Below are 26,006 nucleotides of genomic sequence, written 5' to 3'. Positions count from 1 at the left end.
TTTCGCAGGCGCTGCCTCTCTGCTGCTGTAGAGGCGTGTGGAACAGCGCCCTGCCAACCGACCGAGAATTTTGCCATGACTGTCCTGACACCCCTGCAAGCCGCGCCTGCCCAACCGCACCTGATCAACGCCGCCGGGAACATGCGGCAGGTCTATGAAGCGTTGTTGCGCGATGACGATTCCCAAGACCTTGCGCAGGCGTTTTTGCAGGAGCAACTGCAACACGCCGCGCAACTTAGCGATTCGTTGCCTGAAGACCCGGCAACGTGGCACGCCTGGGTGGCCGCACATTGCGCCGATGTCGCCCGGCAATACGCCGACTATCTGCAGCAGCGCAAGGCCGGCGGGCCTCGGCAATTTTTCCGTGGCAAGGCGCAGGCGCTGTATTTCCTGCAAGCGGTGGCACCGACCAAACTGGTCGACGGCGCTTGGCTCTATGGTCTGTTGCCGCGCTGGCAGGACCCACGTTTCCAGGGCCTGCTGCGAACCTTTCTGGAAGAGCTGGGCGAAGGTAATCCGGCGCAGAACCACGTGGTGATTTACCAGAAATTGCTCGCCGAGCACGATCTGCAGGACAGCAGCGCCATCGACGATGAACGCTACCTGCAAGGCGCGATACAACTGGCCCTCGGTGTCTGTGGTGCTGATTATCTGCCCGAGGTGATCGGCTACAACCTCGGCTACGAACAACTGCCGTTGCATCTGTTGATCAGCAGCTACGAACTCAGTGAACTGGGGATCGATCCATACTATTTCACCCTGCACGTGACCATCGACAACGCCAGCACCGGCCATGCGCAAAAAGCCGTGCAGGCGGCGCTTGACCTGCTGCCGCTTGAGGCCGATCGCGCTGAGTTTCAGCGCCGGGTAGCGCTGGGCTATCGGCTCAACGATCTGGGGCAGGGCAGCCGCGCAATCATTGAAGGCTTCGACCTTGAGCAGCAATTGCTGGCGATGCTCGAGCGCAAGTGCCCATTCGCCCAACACATGCATTCCGATTACTGCCGTTTCGAAGGGCAGACCGTCAATCAGTGGCTGGCCGCACCGGAGCAATTGCCCGGATTTCTTCAAGCGTTGCAGAACAAAGGCTGGATCAAACGCCACGAAGACCCGCAGGCCAGCCGTTTTTGGCAACTGATCGCGGGCGACGGTGCGGCGATGTTTGGCGTGTTCAATGCCTACGAAAAACAACTGGTGCACGACTGGATTGCCGGCGACTGGACGCCGTCGGATAAAGCGAAACCCGTTCGGCGGCACAGTCAGACCGCAGCGCCCATCGAAGGGCTTGAACAGGACCCCGACGTACAGGCGCTCAACACCGCGCTGCAAGGTCAGGATGCCTCGGCGCAAATGGCGATTTTGATCCCCTGGCTCGCCCCGGCCCGCCATGCACACCCGGCCGGGCTGCTCGCCACCCGGCGTTTTATCGAACTTAAATCCCGCTTGCCTTAAGGACACCGCCGATGAATCAGGAAGAACAACTCTGCCCCAACGACCTCGTGCTGCTGCAATTGGGCCGGCGCTTGTTGGCAGACGGATATCGGTTCACCACGCCGACGCCGTTGACCCATCAACGGGTCAACCAGCGTGACGAAGGCCAGATGGCCGACTCTTTGCGTGATGTGTTCGGCTGGTCGCGTCCGTTCGCGCCGGGATTGTTGTCCGCCGATGAACAGCGACAACTGCAAGACGCACAGATCATTGATACCTACGAAGGTGAGCTGAAGAGTCGGGTGCGCTGGTCGAGCCTGGATGATTTGCTGTTCGTCCATTCGGCATTTCCCACCGAGGCCGCTGACGCGGTGTTTTTCGGCCCCGACACCTACCGCTTTGCGCAACTGATCCACGCCCACCTGCAGCAGAACTTCGCGCCGATTCATCGCGCGGTGGACATCGGCTGTGGCGCTGGCGTCGGTGCGATTCTGATCGGCCGCGCCCGTCGCGAGGCAGAGGTGCTGGCGCTGGACATCAACCCTGCGGCGTTGCGTCTGACTGCGATCAATGCGGCACTGGCGGAAGTCGCCAACGTTGAAGTGCGCGCCAGTGATCTGTTGCAGGGCGTCGACGGCGAGTTCGACCTGATCGTCGCCAACCCGCCGTACATGGCCGACCCGGCGGAACGCGCCTATCGCCACGGTGGCGGGACGCTGGGGGCAGGACTGTCACTGCGCATCGTCGAACAGGCCTTGAATCGATTGGCGCCTGGTGGCTCGCTGCTGCTCTACACCGGTGTGGCGATGGTCGATGGTCGTGATCCGTTTCTCGACACCGTGCTGCCACGCCTCGATGAAAAACGTTTCGGCTGGACGTACCGCGAACTCGACCCGGATGTTTTTGGCGATGAACTGCTCAACCCCGGCTATCAACGGGTCGACCGCATCGCAGTGGTGGCGCTGACCGTGACCCGAATGGGCTGAAACAAGGCAGGTGCACGATGAACAGGAACCTCGACGACTACAACCGCATGCGCGATTTTTCGGCGACCTCGGAACCGGCTGCCGTCAAGCGCTCGGGAGGTAAAACCGCTGCCGAGCATGCTTTGCAGTTCTGCATCCAGAAGCACGACGCTTCACACCTGCATTACGACTTTCGCCTGGAACTCGATGGCGCACTGAAGAGCTGGGCGGTGCCGAAAGGGCCGTCACTCGACCCCAAGGTCAAGCGGCTGGCGGTGCATGTCGAGGATCATCCGCTGGATTACGCAACGTTCGAGGGCAACATTCCCGAAGGACATTACGGCGCCGGTGATGTGATTGTCTGGGATCGTGGCGTGTGGATACCGCTGGAAGATCCGCACAAGGCCTACGCCAAGGGCAAGCTCAAGTTCGAGCTGCAAGGCGAGAAGCTCGGCGGTATCTGGAACCTGGTGCGCACGCACATGCCGGGCAAAAAAGAACAATGGTTTTTGATCAAGCATCAGGACAGCGCCGCGCGGCCGCAGGATGATTACGACGTGTTGGTGGCCGAACCGGACAGTGTGCTGAGCGAACGCACGTTAGTGGGCAAACCCAAACTGGCCGCCGAGCAAAGCAAACCGCTGAAAAAGCCCGCGGCGAAGACACGCAAAGCTGCGACCGGCAAGCTCAACGGTGCGCAAAAAGCCAAACTGCCGGCACAACTGAAACCGGAACTGGCCACGCTGGTCGACAGCGCGCCGGAAGGGCAGTGGAGTTACGAGATCAAATTCGATGGCTACCGGATCATGGCGCGCATCGATCATGATCAGGTGCAACTGTTCACTCGCAACGGTCATGACTGGACGCACAAGTTGCCGCAACAGGCCGCAGCCCTGGCCGCGCTGGGATTGGAATCGGCGTGGCTCGACGGCGAAATGATCGTCGCCAACGAACACGGCGTACCCGACTTTCAGGCCCTGCAAAATGCTTTTGAAGCTGGAAGCAGCGGCAACATTCTCTACTACCTGTTCGATCTGCCGTATCTCAACGGTGTCGACCTGCGTGAAGTGCCGGTCGAGGAACGTCGCGCCGCGCTGGCCACGGTGCTCGGCAGTCATGAGCAACCGTTGTTGCGCTTCTCCGAGGCCTTCGACGAAACCCCGGATGCGCTGCTCAACAGCGCCTGCCAGATGCAGATGGAAGGCCTGATCGGCAAACGCCTCGGCTCGCCCTATGTGTCGCGGCGCAGCGGCGACTGGATCAAGCTCAAGTGCAAACATCGCCAGGAATTCGTCATCGTCGGCTACACCGATCCGAAAGGTTCGCGCAGTGCTTTCGGCGCGTTGCTGCTGGGGCTGCATGATCGTGACAGCGGCGAGTTGCGCTACGCCGGCAAAGTCGGCACCGGTTTCAACGAGTCGACGTTGAAAAGCATTCTGGCTCAACTCAAACCGTTGCAGGTGAAGAAGGCGGCGGTGGTCAATCCACCCAGCGGCTTCGAGGTCAAAGGCGTGCACTGGCTCAAGCCGAAACTGCTGGCGGAAGTCGCATTCGCCGAAATGACCAAGGACGGTTCAGTGCGCCACGCCGTGTTCCATGGCTTGCGCGATGACAAACCGGCCAAGGGCATCACTGAGGAGCGAGCGAAACCGGTGAAGACTGCAGCGAAGAAATCAGCCACGAAGAAAGCGCCGAAAAAAGCCCCGGCGAGCAGCGCAGAAACCGCGCCGTCGCAGCTCGGACTGGCCAACGGCAAGGTGCGCATCACTCACCCGGATCGCGTGATCGACGCGGTCAGCGGCACCACCAAGATGCAACTGGCCGAGTATTACACCAGCGTTGCCGAATGGATTCTGCCGCAGCTCAAGGATCGTCCGGTGGCATTGGTGCGCGCGCCGGACGGCATCGCCGGTGAGTTGTTTTTCCAGAAAAACGCCGAACGCCTGGCGATCCCCGGCATTACCACGCTGGACAAAGACGTCACCGGGCAACCGGTGATGCTGATCAACAATGCCGAGGCGCTTATCGGCGCGGTACAGATGAGCACAGTCGAACTACACACCTGGAACGCGACCACGGTCGATCTGGACAAGCCCGATCGCTTCGTTCTCGACCTCGATCCGGATCCGGCACTGCCATGGAAAAGCATGGTCGAAGCGACGGCACTGACATTGACCGTACTTGATGAACTGGGCCTCAAGGCGTTTCTCAAAACCAGCGGCGGCAAGGGTATTCACCTGGTGGTGCCGCTGACCCGTAAACTCGGTTGGGACGAGGTCAAGGACTTCAGCCACGCCATCGTCAGTCATATCGCCAAGCTGTTGCCGGAGCGCTTTTCTGCGGTGTCCGGGCCGAAAAACCGCGTCGGGCGGATCTTTATCGATTACCTGCGCAACGGTCTGGGCGCCACCACTATCTGCGCTTACGCCGCGCGCACCCGCGAAGGCTTGCCGGTGTCGGTGCCGCTGTTTCGCGAAGAGGTCGCCGAGCTCAAGGGCGGCAATCAGTGGAACGTGCACAACGTTCATGAGCGGTTGGCTGAGGTCGGTGACGAGCCGTGGGCCGACATGAAGAAAACCCGCCAGAGCATCACCGCCGAAATGCGCAAACGCCTGGGGCTGAAAAAGTGATCAGGTGTCGCGTAGCAAGTCGTGAGCGTTGAGCAATTCGAAGGCGATTTCCGGGTGGTTTTCCAGTCCGCGGCGAATGGCGGCCGGGATCGCTGCACGTGTCTTGCGGCACAGGCCCGGTAACTCGTCGATTTGAATAGCGATCCCGCGCATGGTGCGCACTTCGTTGAAACCGGGAGCGACGTCGACGCGAATCCCCAATTGCTCGAACATGCGCTGTTGCAGATGTTTGAGGTCATTCAGGTCTTTGAGCATTTCGAGGCGAGCGAGCAGGCGTTTTTCTTCCTCTCGGGTCAGCCGCAGGATGCGCAAATCCGCGCCGGGCGTCTCCAGCAACGGATCGCGCCCGCAAATGCAGGCGCCGGGCGGGCAGGGGGAGCGCAAGGGCACAGAAGTCGTCATGGCCTCCATCATAGAGGCCGTCGGACAGTTTTGCCTATGCGCCTTCAGCAGCCATCCATCGGCTGCGTTTTCAGTGACGGCTACTGATTCAGGCCTTCGTAATGCACCAGAATCGCGTTGGCCAGATCTTCATCACTGGCATTGAGTCCAGGATTTTCCTGGCGAGCCTGTTGCAGCACCGATTCAAGATAAACCCCACGAATGGCCCCGCCACTGGCGACAAATGCAGACAAGTCGTCACGGGCCGGAATCACCATTTTGTGATCCTTGAAGGTCGAGTACAGCGACGCGGAGACACCCGCCGAAGTGGCGACATCACCCGCATCGACGCGGGCCAACGCCGAACCGACCGGCAGGCATAAGAGTAAAGAAGAAACGAGCACTAACTTGCGCATGACGGTGTTCCTCCACAAGCGCGAAGCAAAAAGGGAAGGATTACATAATGTGAGAGGGGCGCGCGCGGCGGGAGTTCCGTGGCGCAGCAAAGTCTGCGTTATTGCAAAACAGACGCGGGCAACGCCATGGCGGGTTGCCCGCTTTCACGCTGGAATGAGTCAGATCACCCCGCAGGCCATGCGATCACCGCCACCGCCCAGTGGTTTGGGCATGTCGGCGTGGTTGTCGCCGCCGGCGTGGATCATCAGGGCGTGACCTTTGATCTCGGATATCTTCTTCAGGCGCGGCGCCAATACCGGGTAGTTGGCGATGCCGTCCGCAGTCACGTAAATCGCCGGAAGATCACCCAAATGACCGTCGGCGTAAGGGCCGAGGTGCTTGGCGGTTTTTTGCGGATCGAAATGCCCGCCCGCCGCCAGTGCGGCGCCTTTCACGCCATCCTTCATGCCGGCCTCGCAGCTGCCGTTTTCATGCACGTGGAAACCGTGCACGCCGGCCGGCAGCGATTTCAAGTCAGGCGTGAACAACAGGCCATACGCCGTTTCACTGATGGTGACCGAGCCGATCGCCTGCGGCGCGCCGTCAGCGCTGACCAGATTGATGGCGACTTTTTCCGTCGCCGCCTGTGCGGTGCCAATGGCGAAGGTGCCGAGCAAACCCAACCACAATGCGCGTTTCATAGGCGTTTCCTTTGCTGTACGAATGTTCAGAGCGACGGACTCAATAGCCTGCCGGCATTAACCGGCGATGAAGGCCGTTTCCGCTGCGTTGCAAAGTGAGACTTGCCGCGCAATCCGAAAGTTTTGCTGCCTTCAGCCAGCATGCCGACACCTGCTGACACGCTCTGGCGCGGCAGACCTGCGCAAATAGGCTTAACTGAAGGCTGACAAGCGCTTACGGGCGTGATGAGTGAGGAAAATCCGGTGTCGATCAAACTGCGTTTAGTGTTGCTGATTGTGACAAGTCTGCTGACAGCCTTGATCGTGAGTCTGGTCAGTTACGTCGGCAATCAGCGGATGGCCTCGGCGGTCAGCGATAACGCGGTCAGCATGAGCGCGCTGCGCAACCACATGGAAGCCGACATGATGCACGACGCCCTGCGCGCCGATGTCTACTCGGCGATGCTGGTCGGGCTGGGCAAAAGCACCAGCACGGCAAGCGAGGTACGCGATTCGATCAACGAGCATGCCGGGCATTTTCGTGAGGTGCTCGAGGAAAACCTCAAGTTACCGATCAATCCGGCATTGCGCACGGCGCTGGAGCAGATCAAACCGAGCCTCGATACCTACATCAATGCGGGCGAACGGATTGTCGGGCTGGCGCTGGACAACCCTGATGCGGCTCAACAGGAACTGGGCACTTTCAACGCGGCGTTTGGCCAGCTTGAAGAACAAATGGCCGCGTTGAGCGAGTTGATCGAGTCCAATACGCGGCAGACCAGCGCAGGCACCGAGTCAGCCATCCGCAGCGCCAACGTCGCGCTCGGCGTGGTGTTGATCGCCAGTCTTGTGTTGCTCTTGATACAGGGGCGCTGGGTCATTCTGAGCATCATGGGGCCGTTGAAGACTGCCAGTCGCATCGCCGAAAGCATCGCCCACGGCAATCTCAGCGAGTCGATTGCCGAGCCATCCGGCAAGGACGAAGCCAGTACTCTGATACGCACACTGGCAACCATGCAGCGCGACTTGCGCAACATGATCGACGTGGTGCGGCGCAATGCTCACGGCGTCAGTGGCATGAGCGAGCAACTCAGCCACGGCTGCCATCAGGTCGCCGACAGCAGCCAGCAACAAAGCGTCGCCGCCGGCACCATGGCCGCTGCCGCCAGCCAGATGACCGCGAGCATCGAGGAAATCACCCGCCACGCCGAACGGGCACTGAGCATGGCCAGTCAGGCCGAAACCCTGGCCAAGGAGGGCGGCGGTGTCATTCATCAAGTGGTCAGCGACATGGACGATATCGCCCGATCAGCACAACAGTCGGCGCAGGTGATCCGCACGCTGGATCAGGAATCCGAAGCCATTTTCAACATCATTCAGGTGATCAAGAGTATTGCCGACCAGACCAATCTGCTGGCGCTCAATGCCGCCATTGAAGCGGCCCGTGCCGGTGAGCAGGGTCGGGGTTTTGCGGTGGTCGCGGACGAAGTGCGTAGTCTGGCGGCGCGCACCAGCGCCTCAACCCAGGAAATCGCGGCGATGGTCGCGCGCATTCAACACAGCACCCGCGAGGCGGTCAGCAGCATGGAGGCGGGTGTCGCGCAGGTCGACAAGGGCATGGCGGTGACGGCGGATGTCGAGCGGGCCATCCGCGAAATTCTCGATGCGACGTTGAGCACGACGCAACTGGTCAACGACATCACTCGCACGATTGGCGAGCAAAGCCAGGCCAGTAACGAGATCGCCCATCAGGTGGAAATGATTGCCGGGATGTCCGAAGGCAACAGCCGGGTGATCGGGCAAACGGCGAATACCACCGATGAGTTGTCGAGTCTGGCGGGGCAGTTGGCGCAGTCGGTGGATCGGTTTCGGTTGTGACCAGGAAGTTTGTAGTGCCTGGGCTGCCGCCTTCGCGAGCGGGCTCGCTCCCACCTTTGGAATGCGTTCCCTTGTGGGAGCGAGCCTGCTCGCGAAGACGGCAGCCCAGTCAACATCTATTCAGAGTCGGTTAACCCCGATCAAAACTTGAACGCCTGCCGCCCAACCAGCAACCACTTGCCATGCTGCTTCTGCCAGATCTGAAAATTCTCGATCTCCGTCGGCACCACCTCGGTCCCCTTCAGCGCCTGTGCGGAAAAGTGGTGGCGGACCAGCGCGGTGTCGCCGGACAGGGTGATGGTCTGGTGCTGCATTTCCAGGGTCTTGAACGCGCTCTTGCCGGTTTCGATGTCGGCGATGAACTCTTTCTTGTCCTGGATCTTGCCGCTGGAATGGCCATAAGTCAGGTTGGGCGCGGTGAGCGCGTTCAGTTCGGCGATGTCCTTGTGCAGCATCGCCTGGGTCAGATGATCCACCGCTTGGGCAACGTCTTTTTCCGCCGGGGCAGAGGCGGCCATCGCGTAACCGTTGAAGGCACAGAGAAAGCCGATCAGGAGTCGGGTCTTGGTCATTGAGGTTGTTTCCCTTGTTGTTATGGGGTTGACGACTAATTTGTCAGTCGTCGTACAACTTAGCAGATAATGCTTGAGCAAGGCACTGCCCAAAAGTGCTCAATGTCTGGGCAACTACACTTGAATGCAGGATGGTTTGCGTCGACGCACTCATCAGAGGGTCATGTTCAGCGACTGGCGGCCGATAAGTCCCTGAGCGGAAAAAGACTCTCAAGTCGGGAACAGACGCGCGGGTTTGCCCTGACGTGATATTCTTCGCGCCAACTTGGTTTGACCTAATTCAGTTTGCTTGCCTTCGGGCGGGCTGACGGAATCCCTGTCGCTCAAGTAGCTGAAGCCAATAATGATAAGAAGTCAGTTCAGAAGGGACATTAACTGAGGTCGATGCAGCATGTCGGCCTTGTGTGCCCACCCGTCAAAATTGAAGTGTGCCGGAATCTGCGACGCGAGCCTGAGCGTCATCAAAGCGGATCGCATACAGATAACAGCGGCGGGCGGAAGGCGTTTTATCATAGGTGCAACAGATGTTTAAGAAAGTGAACACAGCCCTGCTGGGTCTGGCTTTGGCGATGGGGATGACATCCGCCAATGCTGACGAAGCAAAGAAAGTCGACGTCCTGCTGATCGGCGGCGGCATCATGAGCACCACCCTCGGTGTGTGGATCAATGAGCTGGAGCCAAGCTGGTCGATGGAAATGGTCGAGCGCCTCGACGGCGTCGCCCTGGAAAGCTCCAACGGCTGGAACAACGCCGGTACCGGTCACTCGGCGCTCGCTGAGCTGAACTACACTCCGGAAGACGACAAAGGCAACGTGACGATCCCGAAAGCCGTCGAGATCAACGAAGCGTTCCAGGTCTCCCGTCAGTTCTGGGCCTGGCAGGTTCAGCAAGGCGTTCTGAAGAACCCTCGCTCGTTCATCAACACCACGCCGCACATGAGCTTCGTGTGGGGCGATGACAACATCAAGTTCCTGAAAAAGCGCTACGAAGCCCTGCAAGCGAGCCCGCTGTTCGCCGGCATGCAGTACTCCGAAGACCCGGCTGTGATCAAGAAGTGGGTCCCGCTGATGATGGAAGGGCGTGACCCGAACCAGAAAATCGCGGCCACCTGGAGCCCGCTGGGTACCGACATGAACTTCGGCGAAATCACCCGCCAGTTCGCTGCGTACCTGCAAACCAAGCCTAACTTCGATCTGAAACTGTCGAGCGAAGTCCAGGACATCACCAAGAATGCCGATGGCACTTGGCGCGTCAGCTACAAAAACCTGAAAGACGGCACTAAAACCGAAACCGATGCCAAGTTCGTCTTCATCGGCGCTGGCGGCGGTGCACTGCACCTGCTGCAGAAGTCGGGCATTCCTGAAGCCAAGGAATACGCTGGCTTCCCGGTTGGCGGTTCGTTCCTGGTGACCGATAACCCGGCCATCGCTGAACAGCACTTGGCCAAGGCCTACGGTAAAGCGTCGGTTGGTGCACCACCGATGTCCGTTCCGCACCTGGACACCCGTGTCCTGGACGGCAAGCGCGTCATCCTGTTTGGCCCGTTCGCGACCTTCAGCACCAAGTTCCTCAAGGAAGGCTCGTACCTGGACCTGCTGACCAGCACCACCACCCACAACATCTGGCCTATGACCAAGGTCGGCATCAAGGAATACCCGCTGGTCGAGTACCTGGCTGGCCAACTGATGCTGTCGGATGAAGACCGTCTGAACGCGCTGAAGGAATACTTCCCGAACGCCAAAGCCGAAGACTGGCGCCTGTGGCAAGCCGGCCAACGCGTGCAAATCATCAAGCGTGATGAAGCCGCTGGCGGCGTGCTGAAACTGGGCACCGAAATCGTTGCTGCACAAGACGGCTCCATCGCCGGCCTGCTAGGCGCATCGCCAGGCGCGTCGACCGCTGCACCGATCATGCTGAGCGTGCTGCAGAAAGTCTTCAAAGACAAAGTCGCGACCCCAGAGTGGCAAACCAAGCTGCACCAGATCGTTCCAAGCTACGGCACTCAGCTGAACAACGATCCAGCCAAAGTGGCTGCAGAGTGGGCTTACACCGCCAAGATCCTCGAACTGCCGACACCTCCAGTGATCGGTCAGGCTGCTGCCCCGGCCGCACCTGCAACTGAAAAGGCTGAAGCTCCGAAGGAAAACGCTGCACGTGACATGGCGCTGTAACTAAACGCCTGACACACAAAGCCCACTGAACCGGCGACGGTCAGTGGGCTTTTTTATCGCAAATAGTTTTGTAGGAGCTGTCGAGTGAAACGAGGCTGCGATCTGTTGATCTTGATCTTGCTTTTGAAAGATCAAGATCAACAGATCGCAGCCTACGGCAGCTCTTACATGGCTTTGGCCGACGCCAGATAAGCACCCAGTCGCCGTCCCATCTCCTCACCCAACGCCTGCAATCCGCTCAACGGGCGAACCATCACCTCGAACTCGACAATCTTCCCGCCCTCATCAAAGCGAATCATATCGATGCCTTTCAGCTCCTTCGAACCCACCTTGGCGCTGAACTCCAGAATCACATTCAAGCCATCGGCAGTCGCCAGCTCACGGTGATAGGTGAAGTCTTCAAACACCTCGAACACGGTATTGAGGATCATCGACACCACCGGCGCGCCCGGATAAGGCGTGTGGGCCATCGGCGAGCGGAACACGGCTTGCGGGTCGAGCAGGCCGGGCAGGGCGCTGAGGTCGCCGGTGCGGATCATTTCGTGCCATTTGCCCAGCGATGCGGCGACGTTGGGTTGCAGGTTCAGGTCGGTCATGTTCACTCCAGGATTTTTCTTGTTGTTGTCGCGACGGCAATGACTCTAGATCAACCATGCCGAAATTGAACCCTTGTGCCGCGATCTGAATATCAGTCCATGGCCCATGCGGATCAGATGCGCATCTGATCCGTATTTTTTCGCCGGATCTGCCTCTGTTACCAGTTCAGTCATCCGCTCAAAATAGCCCCACGGTTCGGCACTCGCGGTAGTCCTTCATCCCGAAGCGCCCAGTGCACCGCAAGCTCAGCATTGAGGAGAGCAACATGAACAAGATGGCGTTTTTTCTGGGTGGCTTTCTGACACTGACCATTCTGATCGGCCTGCTCGCAACGATTTCTCCGGTCTGAAGCGACCCTTTTCCAGTGACGTCCACGGGTGTGTCGCGCAAAGCATGTTTAAATGCCGCGCCCCCACACCTGTAAATGGACTTCAGTCATGGCCGAACACCGCATTCGCGCGCTCGCACTTTGCGTTTTTCATCACAACGGCAAAATTCTGGTTAACGAATTTCGCGACCCGGGCAGCCAGCAAACCTGCTTTCGGCCTATTGGCGGCGGTATTGAATTTGGCGAGACCAGCGCCGAAGCAATCGTGCGCGAAGTGCAGGAGGAGTTGGGCCTGTCCATGAGTGACGTGCGTCTGCTCGGCACACTGGAAAGCCTCTTCGTCTACAACGGCGAACCGGGTCACGAAATTGTCCAGGTATACGACGCGACGTTCGTCGATCAGGGCGTCTACGACAACGCACAGATCGATGGCCATGAAAGCGACGGCGCGCCCTTCACTGCACGCTGGCATGACAGCTCAAGCTTCAGCGAGCAGGCGCCTTTGGTGCCGAATGGCTTGCAGGAGCTGCTGAAAAGCGCCGGATTGCTCGGATGAATTCACTCACGCTTCCCCCGACCAATACCAAAGCGTATCGCCCCAATTCGAGCCACTGAACCCAGGCATGGTTTCCCCCAAGTCGAAGTAACGTCGGGAGTTTGCCTGTGCAGGGCTGAACCAATAACCCGCGGCGCTACAAGGCTGACCGGCCTCTATTCGTGCTGGAGTTTTCGAATGCGCATCGTCTTGGTCGAATCGCGCGTACCAGCGCGCGGTACTGTCTTGTTCGAAGCAGTTACCGTAGGGTGAATAAGTGTGCAGTTGATCGGGTTTTGGATTACGAAGCTGTTTCAAAACACGGTTCACCGCTACATAGGTGACGGGTAGAGGTTCATGGATAGCGCCCAGTTCGGGTAAAGCGCCGGCGCGAATGATCACTCCGCCCTGATAATCCAGCATCTCGACGTCGCCACGTCCGCTGAAGGCGTGGCGTAATCCGTCTTTGCCTCCCAGTTGCTCGGTAAATCGAGTGCTAACAATGGTGTACCAGTTGACACCTTTGATGTGATCAAGCAGTTCTCGTTTGAAGTTGTGCACCATTGAGTCAACTTCCAGACCGACATATTGCTGCGCCAGTTGAAATTCCATGGGCATGTAACGATCGAAGTCGTAGGGCAGTATGCTCGAAAGTCCGCCGTAGCCATGTTCGGCTTCAACCTGATCGCACAAGTAAACCAGCCATTCTTGAAAGCGCGCGACGCCATCGGGCTCTTTCAGGAAACTCCAGGGCAATGTCATCTTCAGGTATGAGCGTTTTTGATCGCCATGCACCTCGAACGAGTTCAGTGCGGACAGGCTGTACGCAGCAGCTTCGTTCGCGGTTGCGGCGCTGCTGATGTGCCATTCGTATTGTTCGTTCGGCCCTGACTCGCGGATTTTTTCCTGGGTTTTGCTGAATCCGGAATCTGTCAGTTTCTTGTAGCGGTCGTCGAACTGTCCCTTCAGATGCTGGCCGAACTCTTCCTTGAATCGGGTGAAGCACTGCATGACATTGCGCTTGCTTTGCAGCGAGTAGCCTTCCTTGAAGTAGAGGGTTGCGATCAACCCGAGTCGTACAACGGGGGTGTTATCGGGTAGCTCAAACGTCAGGTCTGGAGCTTGTTCGCTCAGTTTTTCCAATGTATTCATAAAGCTCTCTTTTATCAGGCTGTCGCCGCAGCAGTGATAGCAGCGCCGCCCAAAATGGTGACCAGCACGGCCCATGAAAGCTGAGCCAGTCGAACGATAACCAAAATTGCTGCGACGATAGCAGCAGGCACACCGGCAGCAACCAGTGCCGCTCCAATAGCAAAAGCCACCACAACGGTGGCAACGACTGTTCCTACGTCAATCAATACTTGCATCCAGTCGATTTCCTTGAGCTTTTCCAAGGTCAGGTCGGTGAAATGCTGAATTTCCTTCCACGCAGCCCTGAGTTGCTCATCCGTCCAGCGAACGATCTTCGCACCTGTTTCACTGACCCATTCCCAGGCTTTTTGAGACTCACGTCTAATCCATTGACCCTTGATTCCGAGCCACGTAGCGGCGTCTTCGAGGTGTTGTTGCATTTCTTGCGATAGCCTTCGAATGCCCTGAGCACCTTGCTCCAAGAGCCCTTCAACGGCCTCTTGAAGTTGCGTCCAGCTTTCGACCCGCGCCGGTCTGGGTGTCGCTGTTGGGCCGTACGCGGGAACAGGTACCGGAGCGGGTCTTGGGGCTTGCCCCGGGCCTCCGGCCGGGGGCAGCAAAACAGGCCATTGCTGTGGGTTGAACTCACCAGTCGGCTTATGTTGTCTGTTGTATTCGCGGTCGCGTTCACGCTCGCCGTCATCTCGACAATCATTGATTTCGAGTACAGAAAAACGGTTTGGGCCACCTGCTATATCCAGATAAGCCTCTCGCTGTGCCATACCGAGGACGTCCCCGGGAAACTTCACTTCCACTAGCCTCTCCAGATTATCCGGGTGCGCAACACCTTGATGATCCGTTCCAGCTTGTCCCGGCCAACGTAAGCTGCGTGTCTTGACGATGATAACGTCGGGACGCCGTAATAATCCTTTGACTGAACCTTTAGGGAATGGAAAGAGTGAATGGCGTCGCGTGGGATCTGGCTTCACGTCATCGCCCAGCCATGAGGAACTCAGGAATGGTTTGGGGGGGAGGGACGACATGTCGAAGCAGACTTCAGCTTTGTAATCCCATTTGAAATCCCAGCGGTATTCATCTGCCCGAATCAATCCACTCATTACCAGCTGTTTAAGCTCCATGCCGGTGAAGTCACCATCTTTGGCTTTTTTTATCGTTAATCTGGGAAACCGCGATGCGTAATTGGCTTTTTCCATCAGATAAGGTTTGTTATCAGGATTGGGCAGCGGTGCTTGTTTGACCGTACCTTCGATACTGGTGTTCGTGCAGCCTTGTGGCGTTTGAGGTGGTTGCATGACCGGCATGATTCAGCCCTCCGAGTTGGCGTTTTTGAAGTCCAGGGTCATTTCCTTGGGTGCGCTTTCCCCGGCCCTGATCAACGGTTCTTCAGGCTCGGGTTTGCGAACAGGTGTCAGCAGTTCGACCTCTGCCGGGCTGCTGCTGAGTGCCTGAAAGGTTTTTCCTTCTTCGTTGGTATAACCGGCAATTCGGGTGCCATCAGCGAGCTTCAACGTATATGGGGTGCCCACCAGAGGTTCACCGGTTTTCTCATCCAGCAACAGGTAGCGCGCCTTGTGACTGCGCGGCGCGCTGTCAGGCAATTGGCCGAATTTATCGGTGTCAACTGCGCCGGGATTCAACGGCACCAAAATCCCGATGCCGCTGCCCACCCCAGGCGAGCCGCCAGTGTTGACCTTCACCTCGGCGCCGCTGATGGTTACGCCACCAGCGTCGACTTTCACGAAATTGCCGCCAGCCTTGGCCGTGAGCTCCATTGCGCCTTCGACCACAACCTTCTGGCCGGCGTAGTAATGGATTTCTGACCCAGCCTCAACAAACTGCGCAGTCCCCACCTTCAGATGCTGCGTCACACCCACCGTCAGGTGATCATCCGCACGCATTTCGCTAACCCGATCCAGATGCGTAATCCGGTGTTCTTCAACTTTGAACTCACTCAGCGTGTTGGCTTCAACGGTGTCGTGCCGTTCGTTACCGACGCGAATCTTCTGATCGTGCTCGATGTTCTCATCCCAGTCGCGCTGGGCGTGGATGTAGATCTGCTCGACGCCTTTCTTGTCTTCGATGCGGAATTCGTTGTAGCCCTTGCCGCCCGGTGAACTCAGGGTCTTGAAGGTGCTGCGGGTCTTGTTGGCCGGCAGGTCGTAGGGGACGACGTTTTCCTTGTGGTACAGGCAACCGGTGACCAATGGCTGGTCGGGATCGCCTTCGAGGAAGGTGACGAGGACTTCCATGCCAATGCGCGGGATGGCGATGCCGCCGTACGCGGCGCCGGCCCAGCCGCTGGCGACGCGCATCCAGCAGGTGGTTTTGTCGTTGGACTGGCCGTCGCGGTCCCAGTGGAATTGCACTTTGATGCGGCCGTATTGGTCGCAGTGGATTTCTTCGCCTGCCGGGCCGGTGACGACGGCGGTCTGGCTGCCGAGGACTTTCGGTTTCGGGTGCTCGAGGGCAGGGCGGTAGTGCGCGTCCCACGGGGTGGCGAGGAAGCTGTTGCGGTAGCCCTGGTGGAAATCGCTTTTGTGGTCGGTGACGTCGCTGGTGACGTTTTCGCCGAGTACTTGCGGTTGTTTGCCTTCGTGGAAGACTTCCAGCAGCAGCCACAGGTCGTTCCATTCGGCGCGCGGGTGTTCGGCGAGGGTGAGGAAGTGGCCGCTGGTGAGGGTTGGTTCGTCACCTTTGCCTTCGGCGAGTTTGTAGTCGCTGCGATGGCGTTCCAGCGCGCGGGTGGAAAGGAATTTGCCGCGCTCGCGGGTGGTGAAGCGGCCGGGGTAGTCGTAGTCCTCAAGGTCCGGGGCGAACTCGGTTTTGACCGCGCCTTCGGGGAGGATCTTCGGTTTCTCGAAGTCGTAATCGCGGCGGCTGACGCGGGTGGTGCGGGTTTCCAGGCGCAGGTTGAAGCGCTTGATCACCGGTTTGTCGGCGGCCATGCCGGAGTCTTGCTGGTAGCTCACCGGTTTCAGTTTGCGGAACACCGTCTGGTCGTCGCCGAACACCAGTTTGTGGCCGCTGCTGCTGTGCTGGAAGTGGAAGTGAATGCCTTCTTCTTCGCACAGGCGCTGGATGAAATGCAGGTCGGATTCGTCGTACTGCACGCAGTAGTCGCGTTCCGGGTATTCGGCGCCGAGCTGGAAGCTGTAGGCGTCGGCAAGAATGCCGCGATCTTCCAGCACCTGAGCGATGATCTTCGGCACGGTCAGTTGCTGGAAAATCTGCTGATCGTGGTTATGCCGCAGGTAGGCCAGTTGTGGCACCAGGCTGAGGCTGTAACGGGTCAGGGTTTTGCCGGAGTCGCCTTGCTCGATGCGATAGACCAGACCGTGGATCTTGCCTTCGCCGGTCGGACCGAAAGTCAGGACGCCGGGCTTGTGCAGCAGCTCTTCGAGTTTGAGGTCGGGGCGGGCGCTGACGAGTTCGAGGTCGAAACGGAACGGTTGGTTGAGGGCTTCGCGACCGGTGAAGCTGAGGACTTGCAGGTCGGCGTTGGCGCCTTCGACAGTGAAGGTAATGTGGCTAGCGTTTGCATCCAGCATGCTCGACTCCATCCATTGGAAAAGCTGTGCCGATGTTGCAACAACTGAAACAGCCGATCAAGCGTCCAAACGCGCCATAATCAGCGATCAGACTCAGCTCACGATTCAGCCACCGAGGGACGGACGAGCCATGGATTCGCTGATCAACGCCGCCGGCCGCGCGCTGTCTGCTGGTGACCCGCTAGGCGCGTTGAACTACGTCGCTCTGCGTGAGGATCCGCCGGCGCTGGCCCTGCGCGCAATTGCCATGGCTCAGCTCGGTGATCTGCCCCGCGCCAAGGCGTTGTTGCAACGGGCGATAAAGGCGTTCGGCAGCAATGAACCGCTGTCACGGGCGCGTTGTGTGGTTGCCGAGGCCGAGGTGGCGCTGGCAGCGCGGGATCTGGGCTGGCCGGTGAAGGCGCTGGAGGCGGCGCGGCGGGTCTTGCAGGAGCACGGTGACGGCGTGAACGCGGCGCACGCGCGCTATTTGCAGATTCGCCGGTTGCTGTTGATCGGCGAACTGGATGAGGCCGAAACGTTGCTGGGTGAAACTGACCCGGCGCCGTTGCCGCCGGCGCTGCGTACTGCTCATGAGTTGATCGCCGCCGGAATCGCCGTGCGTCGGGTCCAGGCACACAAGGCCAGCGCGGCGCTGGCTCGGGCGCAGGCTGCGGCGCAACAGGCCGGGATCGCCGCACTGAGCGCCGAGGTCGATCACGCCAGTCACATGCTTGCTGCGCCGGCAGCGCGGCTGATCGTTGCCGGTCAGGCGCAACGGGTGAATCTGGCGCAGGTTGAAGCTTTGTTCAACTCGTCGACACTGATCGTCGATGCCTGCCGCTATAGCGTGCGCGGTGCCGGCATGACGGTGGCGCTGGCCACGCGGTCGGTGCTGTTCAATCTCGCACGATTACTCGCGCAAGCCTGGCCGGACGATGTGGCGCGCGAAACACTGTTCGCCAAGGCTTTTCGTTTACCCCTGACGGATGAGTCGCACCGTGCTCGCCTGCGGGTCGAAATTGGCCGCTTGCGTGCGGCACTGAGGCCGCTGGCGAATATCGCCGCAACGCCAAGGGGCTTTGCGCTGGTGGCCGAGGACGTTGCGTTGCTGACGTTGCCGGTTGAAGACAAATACGCGGCGTTGCTGGCCTTGCTTGCCGACGGCGAGGCTTGGTCGAGTTCGGCGTTGGCACTGGCCTTGGGCAATAGTCAGCGCCAAGTGCAGCGGGCGTTGGAGGCATTGGCGCAGGCGGACAAGGTGCAGGCCTTCGGCGTGGGCCGGGCGCGGCGCTGGATGACGCCGCCGCTGCCGGGTTTCGCGACGATCTTGTTACTCCCGGTGTCGTTGGGCAATGGCTAGGCTGGACCCACACATCAACGAGGAAGTTGCCATGAAACAAGCAAACGCAGAAATCCTTCGCGAGTACGGTCCTTTTGATGACATCAAAGGCGTTCACGGAGTGACCTTCGATGGCCAGCAGGTCTGGTTTGCCAGCGACGGCCAGCTCAATGCTCTGGATCCGGCCAGTGGCGAAACCGTGCGCACGATCAAGGTTGGCGCCGACGGCGGCACCGCTTTTGACGGCCAGCACCTGTACCAGATTGCTGATCGCCACATCCACAAGATCGATCCGGCCACGGGGCGCGTGCTCCACACCATCCCGGCCCCGGGCAATGGCGGTGATTCAGGCATGGCCTGGGCGGAGGGCTCGTTATGGGTCGGGCAATATCGCGAGCGCAAGATTCATCAAGTTGATCCGCAAACTGGCGAGATCCTGCGCACGCTGGAGTCGAACCGCTTCGTCACCGGGGTGACCTGGGTGGATGGCGGGTTGTGGCATGGCACGTGGGAAGGCGATGAGAGTGAGCTGCGGCATATCGATGCGCAGGACGGCAAAGTCCTTGAGTCGCTGAAGATGCCGGCGGGGCAAGGTGTTTCGGGGCTGGAGGCGGGCGGCGCTGATCGCTTCTATTGCGGTGGTGGCGACAGTGGGCGGGTGAGGGTAGTGCGTCGGCCCAAGTTGTAGGTTGGCTGCACGGGCCTCTTCGCGAGCAGGCTCGCTCCCACAGTGATTGCGGATGAACACAAATGTTGTGAACGACTTCAAACCCTGTGGGAGCGAGCCTGCTCGCGAAAGCGCAGTGTCAGCCACCGCTGTTGCGACGACGTTCAATACCCTCAGGGCCGCCGATGTCCAGCAACCTTCTTTCCAGCAAAACATTCTCAAGGGCCTGACGCTCGACCGGCGCCATTTGGTGCTCACGTTTTTTCAGCTCCAGCAGAATCGGGCTGGACCAGGTGCGGTAGGTCTGTTCGATGTTGCGACGCGACGTCATCAGTCTCTCCTTGAAAAGAGCCCTGTATTGCGGGCAGGGGCTCTGTCCGATGAGGTAATAACGTTAGTCGAGAAAGCAGGAAGTCGCGAATGCGACGGCTTTATGTGGGAGCGAGCCTGCTCGCGAAAGCGTTGGATCAGTCAATGTTGCAGTGGCTGACAATATGCCTTCGCGAGCAGGCTCGCTCCCACATTGAAGTTGCGGTGGATTGGAATCAGTCGTCGACGTCCATCAGTTGCTGCACACCTTCCCATGCTTCGGCGCGCATGCGTTCAATGTCCAGGCCCGGAATCACGCCGTTTTCCACGACCACGCGGCCGCCGACCAGGCTGTATTTCACCGTGATCGGTTCACCCGCTACCACCGGCGCGACGGCGCTGTCGTGGAAGCCATAGAAGCGTGGATGGTCGAGGCTGTAGATCACCAGATCCGCCGCCTGACCGACTTCAAGTGTGCCAACGGCGCCGAGGCCTAGCACTTGCGCGCCGCCCGCCGTGCCCCAGTGAATGACATCTTCCACCGTGGTCGCCGAGGCGCCTTGTTCTGCGCGGTGGATCAGCCATGCAGTGTTGGCTTCGCCAACCATGCTTCCGGACTCGTTCGAGGCTACGCCATCCACTCCCAGGGAAATCGGCACGCCGGCCTCATACATCTGCGGCACAGGCGCCACGCCGCTGCCCAGCCGAGCGTTACTCACCGGGCAATGGGAGACGCCGGTGCCGGTCTGCGCGAGCATACGGATTTCACCGGGTTGCAGGTGTACGGCGTGGGCGAACCAGACGTCCGGGCCGAGCCACTCGTGTTCGGCGACGAATTCCACCGGCAGGCAGTTGTATTTTTCGCGGCAGAAATTCACGTAGTTTTGCGTTTCCGATAAGTGCGTGTGCAGGCGTAAGCCGAGGCCACGAGCGGTGTGGGCGAGTTCGCGCAGCAGCGTCGGCGGCAGGGAGAACGTTGGCGTAGTCGGGGCGACGACGACGCGGCGCATTGCGTCCGGGGTGTCCTGGTGATACAGCGATTTCAGCCGCTCGATATCGCCAACCATTTGCTCGAGGCTTTCCGGTTGCAGCGCGGTTTTCGAGAAGCCCGGATGCGCGCTCGCCGACTCCAGGGCGCCGCCACGGCACAGCACGAAGCGCAGGCCGAATTCATCGGCCATGTCGAACAGCAAGTCGCCGGTCTCGGTGCTGCCGTGGGCGTGGTAGAGATAATGGTGATCGGCGCAGGTGGTGACGCCGGACAGCAGCAGTTCGACCATGCCCAACCGCGCGGCAGTCCGCGCCAGTTGCGGGGTAAAGCGGTTAAGGCGCGGGTAGGGCACGCTCGCCAGCCAGCCTTGCAGATCCTGATTCAGGCCTTCGGGCACGGCTTTGAGCAGGTTCTGGAACAGGTGATGGTGGGTGTTGATCCAGCCCGGGTAGACCACGCAGTTGCGCGCGTCGATCACCCGTTCGCCGGGTTGTGGTTCAAGGTTCGCGGCCATTTCGGCGATGCGCCCGTTGACCACGCGGATGTCCACGACGCCGGCCCGCGCGCGGGGGCCGCGCAGGCCGGTCATCACCGCAACCGGGTTCTTGATCAGGATGTTCTGAAGTCGAGTCATGGGCAGCTCCAAACTAAAGGATGTGCGAGGCGGATTTGCTGGCGGTGGTTTCCGCCACGCTGACGCCATTCAGCGCGGCGTTGAGCAGCACCGACACCAGGCAGGCGATCACCACGCTGCTGTGCAGGAACGGCTGCGACCACTCGGGAAGTTGTTTGAACAGGGTTGGCGCGAGCACCGGTACCAGCGCGGCGGCGATGGTGAAACCGACGATCAACACGTTGTAGCGATTGCGCTCGTAGTCGACTTTGGCGAGGGTCTGAATGCCTGCCGCTGCGACCACGCCGAACATGGCGATGCCGGCGCCACCGAGGGCAGCGGTCGGCATCGAGGCGATGATCGCGCCGGCCTTTGGCACCAAGGCAATCGAGCACATCAGCAAACCGCTGACCGCGACCACCCAACGGCTGCGCACGCCGGTGAGGATCACCAGGCCGACGTTTTCCATGAAGGCGATAAACGGAAACGCGGCGAACATGCCGGCGATGGTGCTGGCCAGACCGTTGGCGCGCAGGCCATTGATGACTTGTTTGTCTTCCACCGGTTTTTCAACGATGTCGCCGATGGCCACGAACAGCCCCATCGACTCGACCATCTGCACGATCATCACCACCACCATGGTCGCGATCGGGATCAGGCTGAAAGTCGGCAGGCCGAAATAGAACGGGTAGGGTACGGTCAGCCACGGCGCTTCTTCGACGCTGTGAAAACTGCCCATGCCGAGGCCATACGCGAGGCCTGCACCGATCAGCATGCCGATCAGCACCGCCATGTTGCGCAGTAGCGGGCTGCCGTAGCGGTTGACCAGCAGAATCGTCAGCAACACCACCACCGCCACACCGAGAAACGCCGGGGCGCCGAAGTTGCTCGCGTTGCGCCCGCCGCCGACCCATTCATAGGCAATCGGGAACAGCTGCAAGCCGATCACGGTGACGATGCAACCGGTCACCACCGGCGGAAAAAATCGCCGCAATCGACCCACGAACGGCGCCATCAGCATGGTGAATAACCCGGCTCCGATCACCGCCCCGCAGACTCCGGCAAAGCCCACCTCCGGGTTGCTGCCGATGGCGATCACCGGGCCGACGCTACTGAACGCCACGCCTTGCAGAATTGGCAGGCGCACGCCGAATTTCCAGAAACCAACGGTTTGCAACAGGGTGGCGATGCCCGAGCAGAACAGCGTGGTGCTGATCAGCACCACCGTGTCGGCATGAGACATTTTCAAGGCACTGGCGACAATCAACGGCACGGCGATGGCGCCGATGTACGAGACGGCCATGTGCTGCAGGCCGAGGGTGAGCATCTGTCGTACCGGTAAAATGCGGTCGACGGGATGCACGGTGGCGGCGGATTGCGTTGGAGATGGGGCTGACGACATGGGGAAACACCTCTGGCTGTTTTTATGCGGTAGAGAGGGGTATTCGTCTGATGCCTTTGGATCCGGAAACACTGAAGATCCCTTGTAGGAGTGAGCCTGCTCGCGATAGCGGTGTCTCATTGAGCGGTGATGTGACTGACTCACCGCTATCGCGAGCAGGCTCACTCCTACAGGTTTTGTGGCATCAGTCATTCGTGCTGCGAAGCCGCCATCCACCGGCTCCGATGCCTTGTTTCAGCCTGCCAGGCAGGCGGCGAAGCCCTGGTTCAGCGCCGCGTGGTCGAGGTCGCGGCCGATGAATACGATCTTGCTTGAGCGGGGCTCCGTGCCCCACGCGGTCGAGGCGCGGAATTCCACCAGACTGTGCACGCCTTGCAGCACGTAGCGCTGGTCCTCGTTGGCTACCGCCAGCACGCCTTTCATGCGGTACAGATTGTCGGCCTGGGAGGAACGTAGTTCGCTGATCCAGCGGTGGAAGGCCATCAGGTTGACTGCGCCGTCCACGGCGATGCCCACTGATGACACGCTTGGATCGTGTTCGTGATCGGGCGCTTCGTGATGATGATCGTGGTGGTCGTGGTGCTCAGGTTCAGCACCGATTTCCATGAGCTTCTGCGTGCATTCGAAAGCGCCGATGCCGAGGATTTTTGTCAGGTCGATTTGCGCATGGGTCGAGGTCACCAGATCCGCTGTGGCGTTCAAGCCACGGATCTTGCCGCGCAGGGTTTCCACTTCCTCAGTGCTGACCAGATCGACCTTGTTGATGACGATCCGGTCGGCGCAGACAATCTGGTCCACCGCCTGATTGTCGACGCCATCGAGTTGCAGATCCTCCAGATGCTGAGCGATGTGTTTGGCGTCGACCATGGTTACGATCGCGTCGAGTTCTACTTCTTCGGCGATCGGGTCATTGATGAAGAAGCTCTGCGCCACTGGATACGGATCGGCCAGGCCACTGGTTTCGATGAGGATGTGATCGAGGCGCACCGGCCGCGCCACCAGTTCGCGGACGATGCGCACCAGGTCCTCGCGAACCTCGGCAGTGCAGCACACGCAGCCGTTGACCATCTCGTAGATTTCTTCGGTCTCGGAACTGAGGACGAGGTCGCCGTCGATACCGACTTCGCCGAACTCGTTTTCGATCACGGCGATTTTGCGGCCGTGGTTTTCCTTGAGGATGTAATTGAGCAGGGTGGTTTTACCCGCGCCGAGGAAGCCGGTGAGGATGGTCACGGGGATTTTGGTGTTGCGGGTTGGGGCGTTGAATGGGGTGTTCATGGTGAGGCTCCTTTGATTGACCGGTGCACACTGAATTCGGGTGATGCTGCTTTTCTGTAGGAGTGAGCCTGCTCGCGATGGCGGTATATCAGCCGACATTTATGTGATTGATACAACGTCATCGCGAGCAGGCTCACTCCTACAGGGGGTTGTGTGTTCTCGCCAGCGGGTGGCGACGCCGGCATCGAGGCCGAACAGATCGAGCACGCGACCGAGGCTGTGGTCGACCATTTGCGCGAGGTTCTCCGGGCGGGCATAGAAGGCGGGCACCGGCGGGGCGATGATCCCGCCCATCTCGGTAACGGCAGTCATGTTGCGCAGGTGGGCGAGGGTCAGCGGCGTTTCGCGGGCCATCAACACCAGCGTGCGACGTTCCTTGAGCGTGACGTCGGCGGCGCGGCCGATCAGTCCTGATGACGTGCCGGTGGCGATTTCCGCCAAGGTACGCATCGAACACGGCGCGACGACCATGCCCAGGCAACGAAACGAGCCACTGGCAATTCCGGCAGCGACGTCATCGGCGCGGTGATAATGGCTGGCCAGCGCGGTCACGTCGGCCAATTTGTAGTCGGTTTCGTGGGCCATGGTCAGCAGCGCGGCGCGGCTGATGATCAGGTGGCTTTCGATGTTCAGCTCGGCGAGCAATTGCAGGAGTCGCACGCCATAGATAAACCCGGACGCGCCGCTGATACCGACCACCATCCGCTGGCGGTTCATGATTCAAGTCCTTTGAGCAGAACCCGCGCGCGTTCGAGTACCTCTTGATCGAGCTGCGCCTTGATCCCGTCAAAGCCCGAACCGCGTGTGGCATCGAGGCCCATCCGCGAGGTGGTGCCATTCACCGAGGACGATGGATCGAGCGGACTGCCCGGCAAGCCATCAATGGTAAAAATATCCAGATGCGGCTGGAAATGCGTGGCCAGCGCCCACAACACCTGGTTGTCATCGCTGATGTCGATGTCGCTGTCCACCGCGATCACGGTTTTCAGGTACGGATCCCAGCCGAGCAGCGCCAGCATGATCTGCCGCGCCTCGCCGTCGCGGCTCTGATCCAGTGCCACGTAACAGTGAAAGTGCGTGCCGGAATTGGGGTAATGCACGGCGGTGACGGCGGGGAAACGCGCTTTTAGTTTCTCGCTCATTTCCGCTTCGCGCGGCAGGCGGGCGAGGGTCAGGTGTTCGGCGTAGCGGCCGCCCATGACGTCGACCAGCCAGGCGTCTTTGCGCTTTAACAGCGTATCCACGCGCAGCACGTTGTTGGTCGAACGATCCGAGGAGTAACCGCTGAACTCACCGAACGGGCCTTCCTCGGCGTAGGCCGCCGGGTCAATCGCGCCTTCCAGCACGAACTCGGCATACGCCGGCACACCGATGCCGTAGCGTGGGGTTTTCACCAGTTCCAGCGGCGCGCCGAACAGCCCGCCAGCGACGGCACGTTCATCGGCGCCATAAGGCAAGCGCGCAGCAGCGGCGAGCATGAACAACGGATGCGCACCGACGACCATCGCCACGCGCAGTTCTTCGCCACGCTCGCGAGCGGTCTGCAACATCCGCCACAAGTGCCCACGGGAATGCAGGCTGGTCGCAAGTGCTTGCCGGGCGTGGCGCATCGAGCGGTGATAGCTCATGTTGGCGATGCCGGTCAGCGGGTCCTCGGCAATGATGATGGCGTTAGTGATGTATGGGCCGCGATCGCTGGCGAAATGCTTGAGCATCGGCAGCAGCGCCAGGTCCAGCGCTTCGCCTTCGAAGACCTCATCGAGGATCGGACCGCTCTCCACATAGCGTGGTGCGATGGGCTGGTTGGCGCGGGTCTGGAAGGTTTCGTGCAGTTGCGCCGCAGTGACGCCGAACAGCCGGGCAATGCGGGTTCGGGAGGCAAACAGATTGGTCGCCACCGGCACACCGAGGTTGCCGACGTGTTCGCAGATCAGCAGTGGATCGCGACCTTGGGCGGCGAGGGCATCGACCAGGGCGGTGACGTCCTGATCGGCGGAAATCGCTGGGGTGACAGTCAGCACATCGTCCGGGTACTCACGGCGATAGGCGTCGATGAACACGTGAAAGTCCTGAGAATCGCCGAGCGTCGAACGGGTCATGGTGTCACCTCGTAAAAAGCAGGCACGCAGGGTTGAGAGGGCGATCGCGCGGCCAGCCGTTG

At 60.0% G+C, this 26,006-nt stretch carries 22 protein-coding genes and 1 pseudogene; 9 read left to right on the top strand and 14 right to left on the bottom strand.

Features of this window, described 5'->3' with window-relative positions:
- The first annotated feature begins 75 nt into the window (after positions 1 to 75).
- The 3 genes from HU754_RS18535 to ligD are packed head-to-tail and all read left to right on the top strand — an operon-like array spanning position 76 to position 5,026.
- Positions 76 to 1,452 (top strand): iron-containing redox enzyme family protein, encoded by a 1,377-nt coding sequence (locus tag HU754_RS18535; protein ID WP_186624853.1) that lies wholly within the window; start codon positions 76 to 78, stop codon positions 1,450 to 1,452.
- Between the two features lie 11 nt (positions 1,453 to 1,463).
- Positions 1,464 to 2,417 (top strand): methyltransferase, encoded by a 954-nt coding sequence (locus tag HU754_RS18530; RefSeq protein ID WP_186624854.1) that lies wholly within the window; start codon positions 1,464 to 1,466, stop codon positions 2,415 to 2,417.
- A gap of 17 nt (positions 2,418 to 2,434) precedes the next feature.
- On the top strand, positions 2,435 to 5,026 hold the full coding sequence (gene ligD / locus HU754_RS18525; RefSeq protein ID WP_186624855.1) for a DNA ligase D: 2,592 nt from the start codon (positions 2,435 to 2,437) through the stop codon (positions 5,024 to 5,026).
- Here ligD and HU754_RS18520 read toward each other — a convergent pair whose 3' ends face one another.
- The 3 genes from HU754_RS18520 to sodC form a co-directional block, all read right to left on the bottom strand.
- On the bottom strand, positions 5,027 to 5,428 hold the full coding sequence (locus tag HU754_RS18520; protein WP_175559657.1) for a hypothetical protein: 402 nt from the start codon (positions 5,426 to 5,428) through the stop codon (positions 5,027 to 5,029).
- Between the two features lie 80 nt (positions 5,429 to 5,508).
- A complete protein-coding gene (locus HU754_RS18515; protein ID WP_093438930.1) occupies positions 5,509 to 5,823 on the bottom strand; it encodes a DUF2388 domain-containing protein in 315 nt (104 codons plus the stop codon).
- A 159-nt stretch (positions 5,824 to 5,982) separates the two neighbouring features.
- On the bottom strand, positions 5,983 to 6,504 hold the full coding sequence (gene sodC / locus HU754_RS18510; RefSeq protein WP_186624856.1) for a superoxide dismutase family protein: 522 nt from the start codon (positions 6,502 to 6,504) through the stop codon (positions 5,983 to 5,985).
- A 225-nt stretch (positions 6,505 to 6,729) separates the two neighbouring features.
- Between sodC and HU754_RS29810 the strand changes: the two are divergent.
- Both HU754_RS29810 and HU754_RS29805 read left to right on the top strand, forming a co-directional pair.
- Positions 6,730 to 7,503: pseudogene (locus HU754_RS29810) on the top strand (MCP four helix bundle domain-containing protein); the annotation flags it as partial.
- The gene (locus tag HU754_RS29805) at positions 7,498 to 8,361 is read left to right on the top strand and encodes a methyl-accepting chemotaxis protein (protein WP_414927525.1); all 864 of its coding nucleotides are present in this window, start codon (positions 7,498 to 7,500) and stop codon (positions 8,359 to 8,361) included. The pseudogene HU754_RS29810 and the gene HU754_RS29805, both read left to right, overlap by 6 nt.
- A 140-nt stretch (positions 8,362 to 8,501) precedes the next feature.
- Here the strand turns inward: HU754_RS29805 and HU754_RS18500 are convergent, their stop codons facing one another.
- Positions 8,502 to 8,933 carry a nuclear transport factor 2 family protein gene (locus tag HU754_RS18500; RefSeq protein ID WP_093438922.1) on the bottom strand — a complete coding sequence of 144 codons (432 nt, stop codon included), beginning with the start codon at positions 8,931 to 8,933 and terminating at the stop codon, positions 8,502 to 8,504.
- Between the two features lie 524 nt (positions 8,934 to 9,457).
- On the opposite strand from HU754_RS18500, the gene mqo reads away from it, so the two are divergent.
- Entirely contained in the window at positions 9,458 to 11,104 is a 1,647-nt protein-coding gene (gene mqo / locus HU754_RS18495) for a malate dehydrogenase (quinone) (RefSeq protein ID WP_116255377.1), read from the top strand.
- A gap of 164 nt (positions 11,105 to 11,268) precedes the next feature.
- Here mqo and HU754_RS18490 read toward each other — a convergent pair whose 3' ends face one another.
- Positions 11,269 to 11,700, bottom strand: coding sequence for a nuclear transport factor 2 family protein (locus HU754_RS18490; RefSeq protein ID WP_186624858.1), 432 nt, complete (start codon positions 11,698 to 11,700; stop codon positions 11,269 to 11,271).
- Between the two features lie 438 nt (positions 11,701 to 12,138).
- On the opposite strand from HU754_RS18490, the gene HU754_RS18480 reads away from it, so the two are divergent.
- Positions 12,139 to 12,585, top strand: a complete 447-nt coding sequence (locus HU754_RS18480) for an NUDIX hydrolase (RefSeq protein WP_099758652.1) — start codon at positions 12,139 to 12,141, stop codon at positions 12,583 to 12,585.
- 6 nt (positions 12,586 to 12,591) lie between these two features.
- Here HU754_RS18480 and HU754_RS18475 read toward each other — a convergent pair whose 3' ends face one another.
- From HU754_RS18475 to HU754_RS18465, 3 genes are read right to left on the bottom strand one after another with little or no spacing between them, the layout of a single operon-like run.
- Positions 12,592 to 13,716, bottom strand: coding sequence for a type VI immunity family protein (locus tag HU754_RS18475; protein ID WP_186624859.1), 1,125 nt, complete (start codon positions 13,714 to 13,716; stop codon positions 12,592 to 12,594).
- 14 nt (positions 13,717 to 13,730) lie between these two features.
- On the bottom strand, positions 13,731 to 15,017 hold the full coding sequence (locus tag HU754_RS18470) for a VRR-NUC domain-containing protein (RefSeq protein WP_099758654.1): 1,287 nt from the start codon (positions 15,015 to 15,017) through the stop codon (positions 13,731 to 13,733).
- Positions 15,018 to 15,020: 3 nt separating this feature from the next.
- Entirely contained in the window at positions 15,021 to 17,264 is a 2,244-nt protein-coding gene (locus HU754_RS18465) for a type VI secretion system Vgr family protein (RefSeq protein ID WP_225919924.1), read from the bottom strand.
- Between the two features lie 130 nt (positions 17,265 to 17,394).
- Between HU754_RS18465 and HU754_RS18460 the strand changes: the two genes are divergently transcribed.
- Both HU754_RS18460 and HU754_RS18455 read left to right on the top strand, forming a co-directional pair.
- The gene (locus HU754_RS18460; protein ID WP_186624860.1) at positions 17,395 to 18,606 is read left to right on the top strand and encodes a helix-turn-helix domain-containing protein; all 1,212 of its coding nucleotides are present in this window, start codon (positions 17,395 to 17,397) and stop codon (positions 18,604 to 18,606) included.
- Positions 18,607 to 18,637: 31 nt separating this feature from the next.
- Entirely contained in the window at positions 18,638 to 19,273 is a 636-nt protein-coding gene (locus HU754_RS18455) for a Vgb family protein (RefSeq protein ID WP_186624861.1), read from the top strand.
- Between the two features lie 118 nt (positions 19,274 to 19,391).
- Here HU754_RS18455 and HU754_RS18450 read toward each other — a convergent pair whose 3' ends face one another.
- From HU754_RS18450 to HU754_RS18425, 6 genes are all read right to left on the bottom strand, one after another.
- Complete coding sequence (locus HU754_RS18450) at positions 19,392 to 19,583, bottom strand: hypothetical protein (protein ID WP_186624862.1); 192 nt, start codon at positions 19,581 to 19,583, stop codon at positions 19,392 to 19,394.
- A gap of 214 nt (positions 19,584 to 19,797) precedes the next feature.
- The gene (locus HU754_RS18445; RefSeq protein ID WP_186624863.1) at positions 19,798 to 21,186 is read right to left on the bottom strand and encodes an amidohydrolase family protein; all 1,389 of its coding nucleotides are present in this window, start codon (positions 21,184 to 21,186) and stop codon (positions 19,798 to 19,800) included.
- Between the two features lie 13 nt (positions 21,187 to 21,199).
- Positions 21,200 to 22,567 carry a nucleobase:cation symporter-2 family protein gene (locus HU754_RS18440; RefSeq protein ID WP_093438891.1) on the bottom strand — a complete coding sequence of 456 codons (1,368 nt, stop codon included), beginning with the start codon at positions 22,565 to 22,567 and terminating at the stop codon, positions 21,200 to 21,202.
- A gap of 234 nt (positions 22,568 to 22,801) precedes the next feature.
- Entirely contained in the window at positions 22,802 to 23,845 is a 1,044-nt protein-coding gene (locus tag HU754_RS18435) for a CobW family GTP-binding protein (protein WP_186624864.1), read from the bottom strand.
- Between the two features lie 99 nt (positions 23,846 to 23,944).
- Positions 23,945 to 24,562 (bottom strand): UbiX family flavin prenyltransferase, encoded by a 618-nt coding sequence (locus HU754_RS18430; protein ID WP_186624865.1) that lies wholly within the window; start codon positions 24,560 to 24,562, stop codon positions 23,945 to 23,947.
- The gene (locus tag HU754_RS18425; RefSeq protein WP_186624866.1) at positions 24,559 to 25,944 is read right to left on the bottom strand and encodes a UbiD family decarboxylase; all 1,386 of its coding nucleotides are present in this window, start codon (positions 25,942 to 25,944) and stop codon (positions 24,559 to 24,561) included. The genes HU754_RS18430 and HU754_RS18425 overlap by 4 nt, the downstream gene beginning before the upstream one ends.
- Positions 25,945 to 26,006: the final 62 nt, after the last annotated feature.

Source organism: Pseudomonas zeae, from assembly GCF_014268485.2.
Lineage (GTDB): Bacteria > Pseudomonadota > Gammaproteobacteria > Pseudomonadales > Pseudomonadaceae > Aquipseudomonas > Aquipseudomonas neuropathica.
This window is presented reverse-complemented; position numbering and strand designations above follow the sequence as displayed.